Source organism: Acinetobacter thutiue (assembly GCF_030385805.1).
Lineage (GTDB): Bacteria > Pseudomonadota > Gammaproteobacteria > Pseudomonadales > Moraxellaceae > Acinetobacter > Acinetobacter corruptisaponis.
The window spans coordinates 119,020-139,072 of the sequence record NZ_JAUDZE010000006.1 but is presented as its reverse complement, the minus strand read 5'-3'; the positions used below and the strand labels follow the sequence as shown (position 1 = coordinate 139,072).

The window sequence follows — 20,053 nt, the reverse complement described above, 5'->3', positions numbered from 1 at the left end:
ATGAATAAATTAAACAATCACCTGATGAATCGAAAAAAACTGTTCCTATGTACCGTAATGCTGTGTTGCAGTTCCTCTATTTGGGCGAAGCAGTTGAATGAACAGCAGGTTCAGGACATTGTGGATCAGCAATTTAAACCTTTATTAGAACAATATAAGATTCCAGGCTTGGCCGTTGGCGTGACGCTGAATGGGCAACATTATTTTGTCAATTATGGCGTAGCATCTAAACAAAAGCAGCAGCCTGTCAGTAACAGTACCCTGTTTGAACTGGGTTCGGTCAGCAAAACTTTTAATGCTACTTTGGCAGGCTATGCACAGGCAACGGCGAAGCTTTCCTTTTCTGATCATCCTGCCAAGTACTTGCCTGAGCTGAAAAATACCGCTGTAAATCGGGCGACTTTACTCAATCTTGGGACGTATACGGCAGGCGGATTTCCCCTGCAATTTCCTGATGATGTGGTGCAGCAACAGGATATGCTCAAGTATTTCCAGATTTGGCAGACAAAATCCAAAATTGGCACAGCACGGCAATATTCCAATCCCAGCATTGGCCTGATGGGCTACGTCACCGCTTTGGCAATGCATAAGCCCTATACTGAACTGATTGAGAAAACACTTTTTCCGCAACTCGGAATGAGTGAAAGTTTTATTGATGTGCCTGAACAGCAGCAATCGCAATATGCATGGGGCTATAAAAATGATCAGCCAATCCGTGTCTCAGCAGGCATGTTTGATGCCGAAGCCTATGGTGTAAAAAGCAGCAGCTCAGATATGTTGAAATTTCTGGATGCCCAGATCAATGTTCAGCAGTTAAAACTGCCTATGCGTAAAGCCATTGAAAATACCCATGTTGGTTATTTTAAGGTTGGGGCCATGACCCAAGGGTTGGGTTGGGAACAATATAATTATCCTGTAAAACTTGAAACGCTATTACAGGGCAATTCCAGCAAAATGGCGCTGCAAAGTCATGCAGTTACACCGATCAAACAGTCAAAGATTGCCCCAACTGCAACTTGGTTCAATAAAACAGGTGCCACCAATGGTTTTGCTGCCTATGCGGCCTTTATTCCCCAGCAAAAAATTGGTATCGTGATGCTGGCTAATACAAATTTTCCTAATGAAGCACGCATTAAAGCCAGTTATCAGGTGGTACAACAACTGATTCAGGCAAACAGTGCGCAATAGAATGACGCAGTGCATGTAGATTCAAATTGTAGATTTACGCCAGACGCAATAGACTAGGATAAAACAGCAGAAAGCCCTTGATGATGTCAGATACGCATATTCCACTTCCTGAACGCTTACGTCCCCGTGATTTATCCGAAATCATCGGGCAGGATCATTTGCTGGGTGAACATGCACCCTTGCGTCAGATGATTGATCAGGGACATTTGCCATCGATTATTTTCTGGGGGCCGCCAGGCGTGGGCAAAACCACCATTGCGCTGTTGTTGGCTCAGGCGGTGGACCGTCCTTTTATTAGCTTGTCTGCATTGAATACAGGCGTGAAAGAACTGCGTGAAGTGATTGCTGAAAGTGGTGATCTGCTCACGCCTGTGGTGTTTATTGATGAGATTCACCGTTTTAATAAATCGCAGCAGGATGCCTTACTGGGTGCGGTGGAAAAAGGTAAAATTACCCTGATTGGGGCCACCACTGAAAATCCATCCTTTGAGGTCAATAGCGCCCTGTTGTCCCGTTGTCAGGTCTATACCCTGAACAGTCTGGATGCAGAGGCGATTCAAGCCCTGATCAATAGGGCGATTCAAACTGATTCATTTTTAAGGCAACGGCATATCCAGATTGAGGAATATGATGCGCTGGTTCAGTTTGCCGCAGGTGATGCCCGCAAGGCGCTGAACCTGATTGACCTGATTGCCAGCACCTTTGAACCAGATATTGAAAATATCGTGACCAATGCGATTGTGGTCAAGGTGGCACAGCAGAATATTGCCCGTTATGACAAGTCAGGCGAGCAGCACTACGACATTATCTCAGCATTTATCAAGTCGATTCGGGGCAGTGATCCAGATGCCACATTGTATTGGATGGCACGTATGCTGAAAGGTGGTGAAGACCCTGTGTTTATCGCCCGTCGTATGTTGATTGCCGCTTCAGAAGACATTGGCAATTCCAATCCGAATGCGTTGTTGCTGGCAGGCGAATGTTTCCGTTCGGTGCAGGCGGTGGGTATGCCAGAAGCACGGATTATTTTGGGACAATGTGCGGTGTATCTGGCCACCAGCCCGAAAAGTAACAGTACCTATTTAGCCATTAATCGGGCGTTGGAACTGGCAGAAAAAACAGCGAACTTGCCTGTGCCTTTACATTTGCGCAATGCACCGACCAAGTTAATGAAACAGCAGGGCTATGGCGTGGATTATCTGTATCCACACAATTTCCCAGAGCATTTTGTGATGCAGGAATATCTGCCGCCTGAGTTAAAAGGCACCAAGCTGTATGAATCTGCCAGAAACAAGCGTGAAGTTGAGGGCGAACGTTTGCAGCAACGACGCTGGCAGCAGGAACAGCAGCAGCAATAAGCTGTCATTGCATCAGCTTAAATTTAGCAGCAATCATGCTATTCCAGTTCTTCAGTCACCTGACCATAAATCAGTAGAGTGAACACGCCTGTACCACCAATAATATTGCCAATGGTGGTTGGAATCAGGAAAGTAAACAGATATTGACCAATGGAGGCATCTCCCTGCCAGACCAGATAGGACATTTCGGTGGAGCCGACCACGACATGAGTAAAGTCGCCCAGCCCAATCAGGTAGGTCATAAAAAAGATCAGCAGGAATTTATTGCTGACTGAGGGTAACATCCAGACCAGAGCCGCAATTAATAGTCCTGACATAATACCTTTCAGCACATTCTGGGTCGCAGAAAAGGATGCAACATGGTGTGCCAGCTCATCCAGCGCCTCGTCAATATCTGGATTAAACAGGTCAGTGGTCAGGAAAAATAAACTCGCCAATCCTGTTCCAATCACATTGCAGAGGATTACAATTCCCCACAAGCGTCCCACCGCCCTTAATTTATCAAGGCTAAACGGCTTAAATAAAGGCACAACGGTGGTGATGGTATTTTCCGTAAACAGTTGCATGTGTCCCAGAATGGCGATGAGGAATCCAATGGTATAACCAACATTGGTGATTAAATCGGTCCAGGCCGCATCAATCGGGATATAGGATGCGATAATGGCCTTGAATACAAATGAAAAACTCATGACCAAACCTGCGGTAATCCCTGAAAAGATCAGTGCAACCGTTGGACGATCCAGTTCTTCGGCGCCATCACGGCGGATAATTTCATAGACCAGACGGGGCGACAGCTTTTCATGTTCTTCAACCGCCATTTTTTCACGCCAGCTTAGGGTTTGGTCAACCTTTTCCTGCTCTACTTTATGATCCATAAGCTTTACTCCTCACTGAGTAGATAATTTATATTTCTTGTTTTGATTTATTGTTAAGGCAGTGTTCATGATAAATCCAGCCTGTTCCTAACAGCTTTATGTGTCTTTTTATAAATTGCATGGTACAGCAGGCAGTCAAGAGGCAAAATAATGCATGAACAAGGGCTGTCAGTCAGACAGGAAAGCCAGAGACAAGGGGCGATTGAGAGTGTTGGGGCATATAAAAATAACGAGTTGTGTGGTCACATTATTTTGTAATCACCCCCTAGACAGGTCAGTGAAAAGGTCGCATCATCGCCGTTTATCACGGATGATAAAGTTCCATCAATGTCCACCCAAAAAATTAATGCTGCGGAAAGTATTCGGGGCCTTGCCTGCCTTGCGGTGGTGCTGTCACACCTGTCGCTGACATTCTTTCCGCAACTGCATAATTTTGGTGAAAGTGCGGTTCCGCAATATGCTTTTTTCGCCCAGTTGCACAACTCACCGCTGGCATTTTTCTATTCAGGGACAGGCGCAGTTTTTGTGTTCTTTGTCCTGAGTGGCTATGTGCTGAGCCTGTCCAGTTTAAACAAACCAAATGCAACTGAGCGATTAAAAAAGTCATTGCTCAAGCGTTATCCCCGTTTGGCGATTCCCACCTTTGTTTCCTGTGTGATTGCCTATCTGGTCTGTTATGTGCCTGTCGATGTTTCCCACGTCTCGGAATGGGGCGCTGCCTTGGCTAATCCAGATCCCAAACTTTCCACTGCCCTGTATGAGGGAAGCATTGGCGCATTTCTATTTGGGGATTCCAGCTATAACTGGGTACTATGGACCATGCAGATTGAATTGCTGGGTTCACTGGTGATTTATCTGGGCAGTTATTTTTATAGCAAATTGCCCATTCTATGCGGCCTGTTCCTGATCATCAGTGTGGGCGTAGCCTATATGATCTCGCAAACGGTATTGCTTGGCATCATCAGTTTTATTCTGGGGATGGGGCTATTTTTATATGCGGTTGAGCTAAGTACCGTTGTTTCAGTGCTGCTGTTTATTCTTGGACTGTATTTTTGCGGGGCGCATAACAGCAGCTTAAGTTACCAGTTGTTTACCCAGTTTCTGGGTGAGCAGACCTATGACTATTTAAATTTTCTCGGGGGCTTCTTTATTGTTTACGCGGTTCTGAAAAGTAGATGGTTGGCGCATTTTTTTGATCATGGTTTCCTTGTTCTCTTAGGCAAGCTATCCTTTTCAATTTACCTGATCCATCTGGCAATCCTGTATGCGCTGGGAATTCCATTCTTTAACCTACTGTATGGGCAATTGGGTTGGTCTTATTTAAATGCGGGACTATGGGCGAGCCTGTTTACCGTGATCCTGAGTATTGCACTGGCATATCCGTATAGCCGTTATGTGGATGATGCGGCAATCAAGGTGTCAAATAAACTGGCAAAAATATTTTAATTTCTGGGTACGATACAAAAGTTTTAAGGTCCGAAAGTTTAACAAACAATACAAAAATAATGGATTAAGCCTTTTTATTGGCACAAGAATACGTTTTAATTATAAAGGCATAATAAAAATATGGCTTTATATATGAATTCTAATCATTTCAGTAAATTGCTTTATGTAACAGTCTGGTCACTGGCTTTTTCTGGCTGTACAACAATAAAAACACCGACAATCGCAACAGAACAATTATTTTATGGTGGCTCGATTTTAACGATGGAGGGAATGCAGCCACAATATGCTGAAGCGCTGCTGATTAAGGATGGAAAGATCCATTTTGTCGGTTCAAGGCAACAGGCTGAAAGCCAGGCAGACTCAAAAGTCCAATATATTGATTTAAAGAATAAAACGCTCCTCCCCAGCTTCATTGATGCCCATAGCCATGTGAATATGGTGGGCTTTCATCAAATGGTCGCCAATCTTTATCCATTGCCTGATGGTCAGGTTTCAGATATTGATTCGCTGGTTAAGGTTCTGACTCAGTGGAAAGCGCAAAATCCAGCCGTGATTAAAACAATGGGTGGCTGGATTTTAGGCAATGGCTATGATGATGCACAATTGTCTGAACAGCGTCATCCCACTGCCAATGATCTGGACCGCGTGTCAAAAGACCAGCCCGTGATGATTTTGCATCAATCAGGCCATTTGGCTTCTGTAAACCATAAGGCCTTGGAACTGTTAAAGATCAATGCAAATACACCCAATCCAGCAGGCGGGGTGATTCGTCGGGAACCAAATTCAAATATTCCAAATGGGGTTTTGGAAGAGTCCGCTTTATTTACTGCAATTGGCTCAATCTTTAAAGATGTGCCACCAGCCGTGATGTTTCAGATTGCACAAAAAGGCATTGATGCCTATGTGAGGAACGGCTTTACCACCGTGCAGGAGGGACGTGCAGATCAGGGCACCACGGAAATGTGGCATGCCTTGGCCAAACAAAACCAGTTGCCGATTGATGTGGTCTCCTATCCAGACATCACCACCAGCCAGGACTATATGCTGAAGCAGGGCAGTTCCCTGCATTATGACCATCATTTCCGTATTGGTGGGGTTAAAATCAGTCTGGATGGCTCACCTCAGGGTAAAACCGCATGGCTGACACAACCGTATCTGATTCCGCCTGAGGGCAAAGATAAAAGCTATGCAGGTTATCCAGCCATAAAGGATGATCACCAGGTCAATCAATACATCAATTTAGCCTTTAAGCAGGGTTGGCAGGTACTCGCCCATGCCAATGGTGATGCTGCGATTGACCAGTTTATTGGTGCGGTAAAGGATGCCACAGCGAAACAGGGGCAGGCGGATCGTAGAAGTGTATTGATCCATTCCCAAACCATTCGTGATGATCAGCTAGACCAGTTAAAGGCACTGGATATTATTCCCTCATTCTTTTCTCTACATACCTTTTATTGGGGAGACTGGCACCGTCAGCAAACGCTGGGCGAGACAAGGGCAGCGCATATTTCCCCAACAGCAACCGCCTTTCACAAGAAGCTTATTTTTACTGAGCACCATGATGCACCTGTTGTTCCACCGAACAGCATGATGATGCTGGATGCCACGGTGAATCGTGTGACCCGTAGTGATTATGTTTTAGGTGCTGATGAGCGAATTAGCCCTTACCTTGCACTCAAGTCCATGACCGACTGGGCCGCCTATCAGTATTTTGAGGACAAAACAAAGGGAACACTGAGCTCTGGGAAATTAGCCGATCTTGTGATTCTGGATCGTGACCCACTCAAGGTCCCGCCGAGGGAAATCAAGAATATCAGGATTCTGGCAACCTATAAGGAAGGAAAACTGATCTATCAGAATGAGTAAACCCATTCAGTTGATACACGATTCATGCGCATAAAAACTAAAAAAACCAGCCTAAATGGCTGGTTCTTTATATGAAAACTTAAGCTTTATAGGAGCTTAGATATCATCTAGGTTGATGCCCAAACGTGCAGCAACTTCTTCATAGGCTTCAACCACACCGCCTAAACCCTGACGGAAACGGTCTTTATCCAGTTTTTTCTTGGTGTCTTTATCCCATAAACGGCAACCGTCTGGAGAGAACTCATCACCCAGTACAATGCGGTCATGGAACACACCAAACTCAAGCTTGAAGTCAACCAGAATCATGTTGCCCGCGTCGAACAATGCCTTAAGCACATCATTGACTTGGTAAGTGAGTTCTTTCATCTTTTCAAGCTGTTCAGCATTCGCCCAACCCAAGGCAATCGCCTGAGACTCGTTCACCATTGGATCGCCAAGCGCATCGTCCTTAAAGAACAATTCGAAAGTTGGCGGTGTCAGTTCCTTGCCTTCCTCAACACCCAAGCGACGGCACAGTGAACCCGCCGCGTAGTTACGAATCACACATTCAACTGGGATCATCTGGAGTTTCTTAACCAGCACTTCAGTTGGAGAAAGCAGTTTTTCAAAATGCGTCTCAATGCCAGCTTCAGCCAGTTTTTCCATGATAAAGGCGTTAAAACGGTTGTTGACCTTGCCTTTACGATCTAGTTGTTCGATTTTTTCGCCATTGAACGCAGAGGCATCATCACGAAAGACTAAAATCAGGTGGTCAGCATGATCTGTTTCATAGACAGATTTTGCTTTACCAGTATAGAGCAAGGTTTGTTTTAACATGGGGGAACCTTTATTTAGAAAATGCCTAGTCAACCACTAGGCTGGCCAATTTTGGTAAATCTGGGTTAACACTTCCGTTGCAGTGGCTTGGTCTGCAAAGGTGGTATCAAGTTTAAACAGGGCAACAGTGTTGCTTGTGCCTACGGCAGAGAGCTTGAGCAGGTAGTTCTGGTCGCCTACCTTGATGGTTGCCTCATAACCATTGTCCGCCTGTGAAACCACCTTGTAGTTGAGGCTGCTCAAGGTTGCAAAGGTATACTGCCAGGCGGCTGCGGTTGGCCCGTCTACCTTAAGCAGTGGATTCTTGTTGCCATCCATCACCAGTTGTGGACGACCTAAAGTCGTAGTTGTGCTTGCAGCAGGATTGCCTGAACTCTGCATTGCCTCTGGACGGGGAAGCGCATAACGGTTGCCCGTCTTGTTTACGAAGTTTGGCGCATGCTCGATGGCAAGCGCGTCAACCGTAGGAGCTGGATACAATGGTGTGAATGGTCTGACCGTTGCATTCTCAGGGAATTTGAGGGGTTCAAGTGCCTGCGCCTTTTTATAATCCAGAGAATGGTTATTCAGGGCAAAACGACCACAACCAGCCAAACTTAAAGCTGAAATGACCAGGACAACACCAAGACGTAATTGCATCATAAATTGCTCGTATTAGATAATTCCCGCAACTTTTAAACCATTGCGAAGAGGTTCACGATATTGTTCCGCAAGTGGGGTCAAAGGCAGGCGAATGCCTGTACCCATGTAGCCCATCTCATGCAACGCCCATTTCACAGGAATTGGGTTTGATTCGCAAAACAAAATATTGTGTAGATTTGCAATTTGCTGATTCAGGTCTTGCGCTTTTGCCTGCTCTCCCGCCAGTGCGGCCTCACAAACATCACTCATCTGTTTAGGCGCAACATTTGCGGTGACTGAAATATTGCCTTTGGCACCCAGCAAAATCAGTTCCCATGCGGTTGGGTCATCACCTGAATAAACCGCCATCTTGCCGTTTAGGCCATCAATGAGTGCCTTGCCACGGGGAATGTCACCTGTTGCATCCTTAATGCCGACGATGTTCTTGACATCAGCAAGGCGGATCACCGTCTCATTCTGCATGTCCACGCCAGTACGGCCTGGAACATTGTAAAGGATCTGTGGAATATCAACCGCTTCAGCAATGGCTTTATAGTGCTGGTATAAGCCTTCCTGTGTCGGTTTATTATAATAAGGCGTGACCAAAAGCGCTGCATCGGCGCCCACATCTTTTGCTGCCTGAGTCAGTTCAATCGCTTCACGTGTCGAATTCGCACCTGTTCCAGCAATGATCGGAATGCGTTTGTTGGCAACGCGGATCACCTCCTGAATGACCTTGATATGTTCTTCCATACTCAAAGTTGAGGCTTCGCCTGTTGTGCCGACAGCGACAATGCTATGTGTGCCTTGCTGGATGTGCCACTCAACAAGCTTCTCAAGACTCTTCCAATCCACACCACCATCTTCAAACATAGGGGTAACGATTGCGACAATTGAGCCTTGAATATTCTGTGCTAGCTGAGTCATTTTAAAAAAATATCCTATTTTCCCATCCGAATTTGAAGTGAATAAAAAACGAAATAATGGATGGTTGCAGTATTTTGATTGGTCATTCAGCAATGAGCTTGGTTGAATGACAATTATGCAAATTATGACTGATCGAGCGCATAAGAACAATATGCTTTAGTCAAACTGTGGAAAACTTTAATTCATCTCGATAAAAATTCAGGGAACAGTGGCGGGAAAGCCAGCAGCAGGGTAAGGTAAAAACAGCAGCTTAAGGTTGAATTATAAAATGCAGAAACATTCCAGACATAGCGCATTGATCGTGGTCGATGTCCAAAATGGCTTTACGCCAGGCGGTAATCTGGCGGTCGCCGATGCGGACCAGATTATTCCATTGATTAACCAGTTGGCACAGCAGTTCGATACGGTTGTGCTGACACAGGACTGGCATCCTGAACAGCATATTTCCTTTGCGGAAAACCATAAGGATAAAGTGCCCTTTGAAACGGTTGAACTGGCTTATGGTACGCAGGTGCTATGGCCAAAACACTGTGTGCAGGGCAGCCATGATGCTGAATTTCATCCCCGCCTAAATATTCCAGCCGCGCAGCTGATTATCCGTAAGGGCTTTCATCCAGATATTGATAGCTATTCCGCCTTTATGGAGGCTGATCGCAAGACACCCACAGGTCTCAATGGCTATTTAAAGGAACATCAGGTGGATACCGTTTATATTGTTGGAATTGCCACGGACTTCTGTGTGGCATGGACGGCTTTGGATGCGGTACATTTTGGCTTTAAAACCTATGTGGTTGAGGATGCCTGTAAGGCGATTGACCTGAATGGCTCGCTGCAAAAGGCCTGGCAGGAAATGTCTGGGCAGGGGGTTCAGCGGATACAGTCATCCAACCTGCTTACCTAGGCTTGTGACGGCTGTGCTAAAAACGTAAACTTTTGTTCACGAGTAAATGCCTTATTGTATTTGCGGACTAGAACAGTAATAGAGAGTGTTATGACTGAAGAAATAGATGATTTTGACCGCAAAATTATTCATCACCTCCAGTTTAATGGGCGTTTGGCCAATCAGGAACTCGCTGAGTTGGTGGGATTGTCCACTTCCCAGTGTTCACGCCGTCGGATTAACCTCGAACAGAAGAAAATTATCACAGGCTATTATGCACAGATTGCCCTGGATGCTGACCCAACCCCGATTATGGGGATTATTGAGGTGAAATTGCAGAATTATAATGATGCAACCCATGATCGTTTTGTTGAGTTTCTTTTGCATGAACCCGCAGTTAAAGATATTCATAAACTCACGGGCAGTTATGATTTTGTACTCAAAGTTGCGGTCAAGAGTTTGGATGAAATGGTGAAATTAATTGGTACTTTGTCATCCAGTAACTTTGGAGTCAGTAATTTAAATACATCTATTGTTTTAGAAAAATTAAAGGAAAATGGCATTGCGATTAAATAATAAATACTTTGCTGCCCTTGTAACGCCAGTCAAGATAACGCTATCACAACGCAACCTTTGTGTATTCTAGTGTGTTATTTTAATTATAAATTGCATTTATGATAAAAATATAATAATAAATTGCGTAAAAGCCATAAAAATGATCAAATATATCAATCCGCATCCCTATTCAGGATGCTCTCCCTGCTGTTGTCTTCTTTCTTGAGTTATGCCGTTATGAGTACTGATCAACATGTATCTTTGCTAAGCCCAGCCGTGCCTGTGGTAGACCAACACTCAAGAGTGGAGGATGTTCTGGCGATGTTGATTGGAACATTCATTTTATCGTTTGCCATGACCCTGTTGCAGCAGGCAGGCATTATGACAGGTGGAACGGCAGGATTGTCGTTGTTGATTCACTACATCACTGACATCAAGTTTGGCGTATTATTTTTCCTGATCAACATTCCATTTTACTATTTTGCCTATAAAAAGATGGGTATTGCCCTTGTGGTGAAAACCTTTGTTGCGGTGGCATTACTGGCTGGGTTTACGGAAACCATTCCCCATTTCTTTCAGTTGTCAGAGGTCAATCCAATCTATGCCACGATTTTTGCCAATGTGCTAATGGGGGTAAGTTTCCTGATCCTGTTTCGGCATCGTTCAAGTCTGGGTGGCATCAACCTGCTTGCGCTGTATTTGCAGGAACATTTCAAGATTCCAGCTGGAAAGGTACAGATGGGAATTGATGTGGCGATCTTATTAACGTCACTGTTTTTTGTGGACTGGAAACTGGTTTTAATTTCTATTTTAGGTGCGGTAATCCTGAATTCAATTATTTTGCTAAATCATAAAAATAGCCGTTATGTGGCATAAAATAAATTTTTTAAATTCTTAATTTATAGTTGAAATGATGGTAAAGAATAGAAGAAAGGCGAACTGTGTTTGAACAATAAAGTTGTAAACTTATGATTTAATAAAATCAATGAGTTAAAAACTTTATAGATTCCGATTTTTACATTAAAGTCTTAAACTTGATTTAAGACTTTAATTTTTAATTTAACAATATAGTTGTAAACTATGTTTTATAGATTATATGTTCTATGCTCATCACCAAAGTAAAAAGTGATTATTGGTGTTGATTTAATAATACGTGTTAAGGGCCTTTTTACCAGTATAGGAATATCTTCTTGTAGTTTAGTCATAAACTCTTTACAACTTTCTATATTTAGGTGGCCCTCGGGGGCTGCTAAAGCGATATCAAGACCTCCATAGCTAGAGCCAAAATATCCATTCTCTTTAGATGCTAACCAATGTTGAATCATCTCAAAAATTTGTTCTTCTGTGATTGCCATAATCTATAACCTTAGTAGAGCATTAGTTAACTTTATTTCATTGAGTAAAATATTTGTAGGAAAGCTAAGACGGGAGTTCAAGTTCGTTAGTTTTCCCATTATTCTTAATAACCAAGCGTGCCACCATAGTCTCTTTAGCAAAATCATAAACAATGATTTCTGGATGATGTAAATCTATAGCTTGTCCTATGAAAACACACGCTGCATTTGAAGCACATACTAATAAATGAACTCTTTTAGTGTTATGTTTATTTTTTAAATCATGCAATAGTTGTTGCAATCTAGCACAGAATTTCCTTCCACTTTCTGGATTAGGTATGGCTCCATTTCCCATATATTCTGGTAAGGCTGTGATTTCTAAAATAGCCGCTCCCACGGACTCTTTGAGTTCTTGAGCTCGGTTTTGGATTGGTTCGGCTATTGCTGTGAAATTGGCGCAAATTACAACATCGTCATTTTCTGTTAGTAGGTCTAGGCCTTTGATTTCATAAAATGGGTCTATTACATTGTTATGTGGCCATAACCAACTACTACTATCCCGATAACGTAGCATAGGAGTAAACTCATTTTTGTTACCTAATAAACTTCCTAAACCTATTAATGCAGGCATTGGTCCAAAAGCAAATAGTGCAGCTTTATATCCATCACGTTTAGTTCCTTGCAATATTTGATCTGCTTCATCCCTAATGAGGTCAATTAAATCTTCATTAAATTTTTCAGGTTTTTTCCTATAAGGTGTATTGCTGTCGGTTAAACAACGCTCTTGACCTTTAATTCTTGATTTAAGTAAGGATAGGCTAGAAGCTATATCTTTTAATTGGGGGTTAGAAACGAACTGTCCATTTACAGGCCATAGAATTGTGTACACAGGTACTGCTTCAAATGATAGGCCATCTAAAAGATTTTCTGCTAGATCACAGAACTCTTTTCTCATTAATGCCAAGGTTGTAGCTGAATAATCTGCCGCAGCTACTTTATCAATGAGTCGATGATGCTTATCACATAGTAATAAGATGTTATCTGGTTCATCAGATAAAATACTTGAAAAATAGGGAATCCCTCGCTCACCATTTACAGCAGATGCAACATTATGGGCTAAGTAAGAAAAGTTCCCCTCTGTCCCTGACAAAAACTCATATTTAAGGGACTCTCCGCAACCTACAAACATACATCGTCCATGACCATCATTCCACACTTTATTTTTTGTAGCTGTTGTGAAGTTTTTCCCACGACCAATCTTGTTTTTATCACTGAAGTACTCAGTTAGAAAATCCACTATTTTTTGGCTGTTATCTAGAAGACTAGATATAGCAGAACAGGAATCCCAAATTTCTTTCAAATGTACCAAATTTTCAAGGTGTTCTTTCTGTAATGAGGAACCTTGCCAAAATCTTAGAGTAATTGGCTGATGATTTTCACTTATTGCATTTATAGATTTTACACATTCTTCAATATCTAAGTTTAGACGAAGTGTTCCCAATAGATCAGAATCGTTAAATAAAAGGATTACTAAATTTTTTCTACTTTCATCACTGAGTATTCCAATTGTATTCCAATTAATAAATTTTTTAATATCATCAATATAAGATAATACTTTATCCAACTGTTCAAAGGGGGCATCCATTGCCTGATTAAAAATTTTTGTATCTATTGTAGTCATATTAAATGTCCTCATTTTCAATAAGAAGAGAGCGATCCATAAATTTATCATTCATGTGTATGGCAATTTTTATTTGCTCTAAGCCAATGATGACAAAAAATAAATTTCTATCAGGATTACGCTTCAAACATCTTTGCCAATCTTCATAATCTATATGTGATGGAATTGGAATAGCTTGAGGATGGCTATGCCAAGTTCCTAAATAAATTGAGATTCCATTGGAGTCCAAATATGCTTTATCAACTATTTGTTGATGTCTCGGATCTTTCATTGTGAAGCTATATTTTGTTCTAATGTCCTTGGACATCGGTACAGTTACACTCTCAATGCAGTAATGATTACTAGCAAAATCTTTAGTACCAATTAGTACTCCACAAGCTTCCGTATCATTATGATTCATTTGACGAAATTTGAGCCATAGATCATAGACTGATTTCGAGATAGATAAATCTAAATCATTGAAAGAAATCTGAAAATATTCATCATGCATTACAAATATCACATCCTGAATTTAAAAGAGGTAATACTTCAAGTGGTTTTGTGAATGCTTGATAACGATCAGTGAGTTCAAAGCCATTGTTGATAACATCTGTAGGGCTTCCTTTCCAACTCACTTTAGATGATTGGGTGATTTCGTCTAATAAGAATTTAGAGGCTAAGCCAGATGCAATTAGAGCTGTTTGGATTGCTGTTAGATTACTATATGGTAGAAAAGCATTACCACAGCCAGCCATATTTTTTGTTAAGCTTTGATCTGATTTTAAGAAGTTAAGGTTAGATACCAGACCTCTGGAAAAGTCTAAAGAATTTACATATGCACATCTCAAACACCCTAAACTGTCAGGAATATCTAAGGTTGCATGTCCACCGATACCATATCCTTCAACCCATGTATTAATTACTGCTGTTTCAATTTCATTTTTGATGCAGAAATCATGAAAAATACGTTCTTGGCTAGGTGAGCCAATTGCAATAATGACGAGATCAAAACTATTGAGGAGATTCTCATCTCTTAAATCTAATAATCCACAGAATTTTTGAGCCGTATCAAGCCACGGGTACTTCATTTGTAATTCTAATATTAAGCCGTAAGTTTTAGGCCAATTTACGTAGGTAGTTGGTAAGCTATGGCGATATAAATTATCGAGGGAAAGTGATTCTGGGTCTACAAGTGTTAAATGACCAATACCCGTTGAAGCGAGTTGATTTGCAATCTGGCTCCCAACGCTACCACATCCTACGAGTAAAACTTTCTTATTTTGTAGTGATATATCTGCACCACTACGAGGAATAATTCGTTCTTTATTAAACAGGCGAATATCCATTGCTTTAATATCCCAAAACTCTAAATTTTTGGTATTTAGTGGAAAATTCTTTTTACCTTTAATGTCTTTTTTGAGTACAAAGTGCAGACCAAACCATGTTTTTCCTGAATCGGTTACAGCATTAAAAATAATCCAGAAAGAATGATCTCTACATTGGCCAAAAGTATGAGTGAGTTTGTCACGTATTGATGGGTCAATGAAATCTAATATTTTCATATACCAGTCACTTAAATCACTCTTTCTCCATGGGGCAGGAATCAAGCTTTGAAGAGGAACTATACAACCTGTACCTGTTGGAATACCTCTCCCTTTGATTTGATTATTGATTAAAGAGTAATTTGAATTCCGGTTATAATCTTTTGGAACTCCAAAATGATAAGAGTCCAGACCATATTTATCATTTTTCTTTTTAGGTGGAAAGACATCTATCAGTTCAAAATTACCAGCATCGGATAGGCAAAGAAAATTGGCGTATTCCTGCTCTCGAATTTGATACCATCCTGCTAAAAACTCACGTAATAATTCTTTTTCATTCCACTCTTGATCAGATAGACATTGATTTAATAGTGTTATATGTCGCTTTATTGATTCCTCAAATGCGAGTTCAGGTACTTCGTAATTGATAGAAACAGAATCAGGAACATTTACACAAATAGAAGCAACTCCCCATTTATCGAATGATAGGGTATGTGCCAATCGTGGAAATGCTTCAGGCTTTTCGAGAACAAAAGATGGCATTTCCTTGAGTTCATCAACTTTAATGTGAATGAGGGAGACTTCATAACCTGAAATTTCACATTCAACTTTAATGGCCGGCAATAAACAAAACTCTATTGCGGATACAGCGTATCCGCAAGTAGTTAAGTGTTGAATAATAGGTTGATAGTTCATGCGCCTTGAGATGTCCCTACAGCTCCAGAAGTTGCAAATACTGCTTTACGTGTAGCAGAAGCATTATTTGTCCCTTCTGGGAAATCATCACCAAATAGTCCAATAAGGAGCGAACATTGTTTAGATTCATCAGTTTCATCAATGACTGTTTGAAGTGATGAATTTAGAGTGGAAAGTCTGTTTCTAAATCTTGTACCCGTATTGAAACTACTTCCATGAAAGATATCTCGATATGGCGAAACTGGAAGACTAACTTGAACTTTCCATTGATCATCTGGATAAGAAATAAAATATCCAGACCAATTAAGAATGGAATTCACAGTATCTTTCAAGGCTATTAAGTCATTTGGACAACCTTCTGAATCAATACTAGGTCTAAAGTGCTGTTTAATCATAACTGTGAGGCCAATGGAGTAAATCTTTCGGCTTACATCGTGACTAAATTTAAAATTTCTCCATCGTTTTAGATATCTGACCAATCTACGGAATTGATATAACTTTTGGGTTTCATATTCTCCAAATGCTGAAGAATCATTTACCCAACTAATTAATTCTCTCGGAGCTGAGTCAGACCATACCTTATTTTCAGCGTTTGAATCTTTTTTCCCCACCGCTAATTGATAACTTCCCCAAGACGTTTTTCTGTAGATAGGAATGTCGATATGTAAATCTTGAGATTGGTAATCCGCAGTAACACAAGGTTTTTTGATTTTTGCATTGCGGAAGCCTCGGTTCTCTAGAATATCAAGAACTACCTTTTTTGCTTCCACTGGATCTGTGGGTGCCTGATCATGATCAATGACAATTGCACGATCAATATCAAAATCTTTATATTTTTCCTTGATAGCGGTGAAAGTAATTAATGAACCTTGAACAAAATCATCAATAACAGGATAGCCTTTTTCCTTAAATTTTGTTTTGATTGCACTAGTAATACTATCATCTTTTTCCCGAGCCTCCTTATACGCATCATCTTGACGTGTAAGTTGGATTCGTTGATTGAAAGTATTAAATTTACTTTGAATACTCATATGTGTTCTCTAATAAAATATGTCAATGAAATACCTGGCCTTTCTTGAAAAACTAGGTAGAGAACAATTACTTATACGTTATAGAAGACTTTTGAACGAATGGAGTCTTTAAATAAACCCCATAAATTCTAAGAACTAGTCTTTTTTGAACGTTTTGGAAATTTATAAAGACCACCTTTAGGATGATAAATACGTTTTCCATTGCGGGTAATGAAGCGTGTATAGATGTATTCAATACCATCAGTATTTGTAGACATAGATCTACTCCTGTATAGGGCTCAGTAAAGTGAGCGCAATAAAGGACTAGACTAGAGAGAACATTGCTATTTGGAGGGCTTTTGCGTTAGAATCAAGACACCACATCTAGGGACTCTAACGTGAAAGACCTTTAGCTTTGCTATAGTCTTTGGTCCAGAATTGCAGGGGCATATGCCCAAATCTGCCTTTCTCACGTTTTCGTAGCCGACCTTAGGGTCGGCTAAATTATTTAAGAAACCATCGTTATTTTCTCCAAGGCTTTTATATCTGCTTTATAAAGCTGACAAAAATCTTCAGGGTATAGATTGAACATTAATGGTAAGTCATTAAGAATTTGTTCTTTGTTTTTTTGGCAAAATTCAAACATTAATTGAGCAAATCGATTTGGGCATTCTCGTTCAAGTGGATATGGTTCCACTTTTCTATACCCATACATACTCATTTGACGCCAAAGTGTTGCTGACTGACGATCACTAATATCCCCTATATGTTTAGCCTTAACAATTAAAGCTGCCATAGAGACTTTCCAAGCTAATTTATTTGTCGCATAGGTTTTTAAGTTGGTTGTGCGTAGTTGTCCCTTGATTGCTTCGGTAGGAACTAAAAATTCGGCTGCAAATTCATTTGCTTCATCTTCCATATCTATAGATGGTGCAAATTTGTGAAGCACTAGATGCCCTAACTCATGGGCTAATGTGAAGCGAATTCGGTCATTAGGCTGATTTTTATTTAAGAAAATACATGGAGGGCAATTCTGAGTCTGTAGAGATACACCATCAATATGATCTTCTGCAAAGTCACAATAAAAGATATAAATACCAGATTGCTCAATTATTTCTGTCAAATTCTCTATTGGGTCTAACCCTAAACCCCACATCTTACGTAGATTTTGTGCAGCCTCACTCGCAGTGCTCACATTGATATGAATCTGATAGCTAGGTAAAGGTAATTTTTCATCTAATTGAGAAAAAATATTTAGTGCTTCTAAATTAGCAGCTTTTATTGTCATTTCGGCATTGATTTGGCTTAGAACTTTAGCTGTTGTAGTGGCTTTTTTTCTGTATGCATGAAGACTAATTGGAGAAACTTTAAAATGATCAAGTTGAGTAAAAAAACGTTCGGGAAAATTTAGTGCTTTAGCAAGTTGCTGTTTAGTTTCTTCTGAGGGTTTTAAGTCACCTTTCTCAATCTTTGATAAAGCTGCTTGAGTAATATTTTTCATATTTTGGACGAGTTCAGTCTGACTCATGCCTCTTAGGTCACGAGCGATTTTTAACATGTCAGGGTTAAAAGTACTCATATATCCTCCGTGAATCAAAAAAATCTTCTGATTCAGGAAGAAAGATAGAAGAAAATGTGATGAAAGTCAAATGTTAGCTGTCATTTTTTCGTGAAAATATAACCAATTTTAAAATGTAATCTATATGTTGGTATCTTTTAGTCATAAAAGTAATGTTTGAATACTATATATAGATATTTTTATGAAATATTTTATATTTCTAGAGTCCTTTTATGGTTAAGAATCCTTTAAAACAGCTTCCGTATCAATGAAGAGGCAATCCAGATGTTGGAGAAATTCCATAACCTGCGTATGAACTAATGTGGATTTGATGGTATTAACCACGTATACCACCAATCATGGAAATCTGATGGAAGAATTGACTCTAAAATAATGATTAACACCACATACATGACAATATTCCTTAGCCAAGCTCGTTTGGCATAAGGTAATGACTTCGGATAACGAGTGAATTGTAACCATAAAGTCATGATAAATAAAATACTTGCCATACTGGTTTGGATAAAGATTGCAATATTTATCCGAGTTAATACTTCTTGCGGACAAGCAAATAAATAATGCCCGAGAGAAATCCAGTTGGCTAATACAAAACCATGAATTACCGCAAAACTGTATTCAATTTTACCTGTATAGATTAAATCCACTGCACGATGTGCCATTAAGGCAATCGGAATCCATAGTAATGCAACAATTTCTCGTGTTAGCCAGGCAGGTTCTGGATACTGGAAGAAAAAATAAACATTATCAAAGAAATGCAAAGCAGCAGCGTAGAGTGTAACCCAAATCAGGGCTTTGTAAACTTTGAGTAAATTAGGCAAGACAAACACGGGTTGCATAGTTAATATCTCAATGGGAGCTGTTAAAGTGTCTGATCAAAGGCAGTTAAAACATTATCCCAAAGCGGTTTTGCATCACTACGGAAATAACCCATATGACCGATTTTCGGTAATGACTGGGTTAATGGAATATCAATCAATTGAACATCAGCATTTTGATAACCCTGCATAAATGCGTTACGTGATTGAGGTAAGGCCCATAAATCATCTAAAGCATTTGCAGCAATAATAGGCGTACGGATTTTGCTAAATTGTTCTGAAATTTCAGGTACTTTCGGGTCATCAAAAAAGTAATGCGGAAATTTACACCAGTGTTTCCATTGTTGATACACGCCATAGGGTAAATCCTCACCCATACCTAACAATGACATTGGAATATAGCCTTTCCACTGTGCCAATGCAGGTAAGACCAAATCCCACAGTAATTTTACTTTCATGGCCTCAGCTTTTGGCATATAGCCATACCAGCCTGCACCTGTGGCAAAAGTATAAAGACACCTGATTTTTTGATGGTTGGGTAATAAGCCAAAGGCATGTCCACCGAATGAATGACCCACCATGTAAAGCGGTAAATCATCTGCCATCGTATGGACTACGGCAGCAAGGTCAAGTGTTGCCCATTCAATAAAATTACTATCAAAATTTTTAAAATCCGCAGGTTTAGAACGACCAATACCCCGATAATCAAAGGTAATGACATTGTAGCCGTATGTCGCTGCATACTCGGCAAAACGTCGATAGAACGCTTGCGGTACGCCTGTTGCGCCTGCAAGGATAATGTTCGCTTTCGGCTTGTCGGCACTGTAACGGAGTGCTGCAAGTGGATAGCCGTCTTGGGCTTTGATGGTGAGATTTGTGTTCATAT

The 20,053-nt window shown here is 40.8% G+C and carries 20 protein-coding genes; 7 read left to right on the top strand and 13 right to left on the bottom strand.

Annotated features, from left to right (window positions below):
- Positions 1-24 precede the first annotated feature (24 nt).
- Together ampC and QTA56_RS13060 are read left to right on the top strand one after the other, a co-directional pair.
- Positions 25-1,188: a class C beta-lactamase gene (ampC, locus tag QTA56_RS13065; protein WP_411956103.1), complete on the top strand. Its 1,164-nt coding sequence runs from the start codon at positions 25-27 to the stop codon at positions 1,186-1,188.
- A gap of 83 nt (positions 1,189-1,271) precedes the next feature.
- Positions 1,272-2,546: a replication-associated recombination protein A gene (locus QTA56_RS13060; RefSeq protein ID WP_267981441.1), complete on the top strand. Its 1,275-nt coding sequence runs from the start codon at positions 1,272-1,274 to the stop codon at positions 2,544-2,546.
- Positions 2,547-2,584: 38 nt separating this feature from the next.
- Here QTA56_RS13060 and QTA56_RS13055 read toward each other — a convergent pair whose 3' ends face one another.
- Positions 2,585-3,421 carry a formate/nitrite transporter family protein gene (locus tag QTA56_RS13055; protein ID WP_267981374.1) on the bottom strand — a complete coding sequence of 279 codons (837 nt, stop codon included), beginning with the start codon at positions 3,419-3,421 and terminating at the stop codon, positions 2,585-2,587.
- Between the two features lie 327 nt (positions 3,422-3,748).
- Between QTA56_RS13055 and QTA56_RS13050 the strand changes: the two genes are divergently transcribed.
- Together QTA56_RS13050 and QTA56_RS13045 are read left to right on the top strand one after the other, a co-directional pair.
- The gene (locus QTA56_RS13050) at positions 3,749-4,867 is read left to right on the top strand and encodes an acyltransferase family protein (RefSeq protein ID WP_267981372.1); all 1,119 of its coding nucleotides are present in this window, start codon (positions 3,749-3,751) and stop codon (positions 4,865-4,867) included.
- Between the two features lie 132 nt (positions 4,868-4,999).
- Positions 5,000-6,733 carry an amidohydrolase gene (locus QTA56_RS13045; RefSeq protein WP_267981370.1) on the top strand — a complete coding sequence of 578 codons (1,734 nt, stop codon included), beginning with the start codon at positions 5,000-5,002 and terminating at the stop codon, positions 6,731-6,733.
- Positions 6,734-6,829: 96 nt separating this feature from the next.
- Here QTA56_RS13045 and purC read toward each other — a convergent pair whose 3' ends face one another.
- Genes purC through dapA form a run of 3 tightly spaced genes read right to left on the bottom strand, consistent with a single transcriptional unit; the run spans position 6,830 to position 9,097 of the window.
- Positions 6,830-7,549: a phosphoribosylaminoimidazolesuccinocarboxamide synthase gene (purC, locus tag QTA56_RS13040; RefSeq protein WP_004679174.1), complete on the bottom strand. Its 720-nt coding sequence runs from the start codon at positions 7,547-7,549 to the stop codon at positions 6,830-6,832.
- A gap of 36 nt (positions 7,550-7,585) precedes the next feature.
- Positions 7,586-8,191: a lipoprotein-34 precursor (NlpB) gene (locus QTA56_RS13035; protein WP_267981369.1), complete on the bottom strand. Its 606-nt coding sequence runs from the start codon at positions 8,189-8,191 to the stop codon at positions 7,586-7,588.
- Positions 8,192-8,203: 12 nt separating this feature from the next.
- Positions 8,204-9,097 (bottom strand): 4-hydroxy-tetrahydrodipicolinate synthase, encoded by an 894-nt coding sequence (dapA, locus tag QTA56_RS13030; RefSeq protein WP_267981368.1) that lies wholly within the window; start codon positions 9,095-9,097, stop codon positions 8,204-8,206.
- Between the two features lie 268 nt (positions 9,098-9,365).
- On the opposite strand from dapA, the gene pncA reads away from it, so the two are divergent.
- From pncA to QTA56_RS13015, 3 genes are all read left to right on the top strand, one after another.
- The gene (pncA, locus tag QTA56_RS13025) at positions 9,366-9,998 is read left to right on the top strand and encodes a bifunctional nicotinamidase/pyrazinamidase (RefSeq protein WP_267981367.1); all 633 of its coding nucleotides are present in this window, start codon (positions 9,366-9,368) and stop codon (positions 9,996-9,998) included.
- 90 nt (positions 9,999-10,088) lie between these two features.
- Positions 10,089-10,553 (top strand): Lrp/AsnC family transcriptional regulator, encoded by a 465-nt coding sequence (locus QTA56_RS13020; protein ID WP_267981366.1) that lies wholly within the window; start codon positions 10,089-10,091, stop codon positions 10,551-10,553.
- A 216-nt stretch (positions 10,554-10,769) separates the two neighbouring features.
- On the top strand, positions 10,770-11,408 hold the full coding sequence (locus QTA56_RS13015) for a YitT family protein (protein WP_267981365.1): 639 nt from the start codon (positions 10,770-10,772) through the stop codon (positions 11,406-11,408).
- A gap of 209 nt (positions 11,409-11,617) precedes the next feature.
- On the opposite strand, the gene QTA56_RS13010 is transcribed toward QTA56_RS13015, so the two are convergent.
- The 9 genes from QTA56_RS13010 to QTA56_RS12970 form a co-directional block, all read right to left on the bottom strand.
- On the bottom strand, positions 11,618-11,887 hold the full coding sequence (locus QTA56_RS13010) for a hypothetical protein (RefSeq protein WP_267981364.1): 270 nt from the start codon (positions 11,885-11,887) through the stop codon (positions 11,618-11,620).
- A 64-nt stretch (positions 11,888-11,951) separates the two neighbouring features.
- Positions 11,952-13,547 carry an SAVED domain-containing protein gene (locus QTA56_RS13005; protein WP_267981363.1) on the bottom strand — a complete coding sequence of 532 codons (1,596 nt, stop codon included), beginning with the start codon at positions 13,545-13,547 and terminating at the stop codon, positions 11,952-11,954.
- A 1-nt stretch (position 13,548) separates the two neighbouring features.
- Positions 13,549-14,037 carry a Mov34/MPN/PAD-1 family protein gene (locus QTA56_RS13000; RefSeq protein ID WP_267981362.1) on the bottom strand — a complete coding sequence of 163 codons (489 nt, stop codon included), beginning with the start codon at positions 14,035-14,037 and terminating at the stop codon, positions 13,549-13,551.
- Entirely contained in the window at positions 14,030-15,763 is a 1,734-nt protein-coding gene (locus QTA56_RS12995) for a ThiF family adenylyltransferase (protein ID WP_267981361.1), read from the bottom strand. Before QTA56_RS12995 ends, QTA56_RS13000 begins: the two co-directional genes overlap by 8 nt.
- Positions 15,760-16,794, bottom strand: coding sequence for a nucleotidyltransferase domain-containing protein (locus QTA56_RS12990; protein WP_267981360.1), 1,035 nt, complete (start codon positions 16,792-16,794; stop codon positions 15,760-15,762). The genes QTA56_RS12995 and QTA56_RS12990 overlap by 4 nt, the downstream gene beginning before the upstream one ends.
- A gap of 128 nt (positions 16,795-16,922) precedes the next feature.
- On the bottom strand, positions 16,923-17,051 hold the full coding sequence (locus QTA56_RS12985) for a hypothetical protein (RefSeq protein WP_267581308.1): 129 nt from the start codon (positions 17,049-17,051) through the stop codon (positions 16,923-16,925).
- Between the two features lie 230 nt (positions 17,052-17,281).
- Entirely contained in the window at positions 17,282-18,352 is a 1,071-nt protein-coding gene (locus tag QTA56_RS12980) for an ImmA/IrrE family metallo-endopeptidase (RefSeq protein WP_267981359.1), read from the bottom strand.
- 296 nt (positions 18,353-18,648) lie between these two features.
- The gene (locus QTA56_RS12975) at positions 18,649-19,188 is read right to left on the bottom strand and encodes a hypothetical protein (protein ID WP_267981358.1); all 540 of its coding nucleotides are present in this window, start codon (positions 19,186-19,188) and stop codon (positions 18,649-18,651) included.
- Positions 19,189-19,211: 23 nt separating this feature from the next.
- Positions 19,212-20,051, bottom strand: coding sequence for an alpha/beta hydrolase family protein (locus QTA56_RS12970; RefSeq protein ID WP_267981357.1), 840 nt, complete (start codon positions 20,049-20,051; stop codon positions 19,212-19,214).
- Positions 20,052-20,053 lie beyond the last annotated feature (2 nt).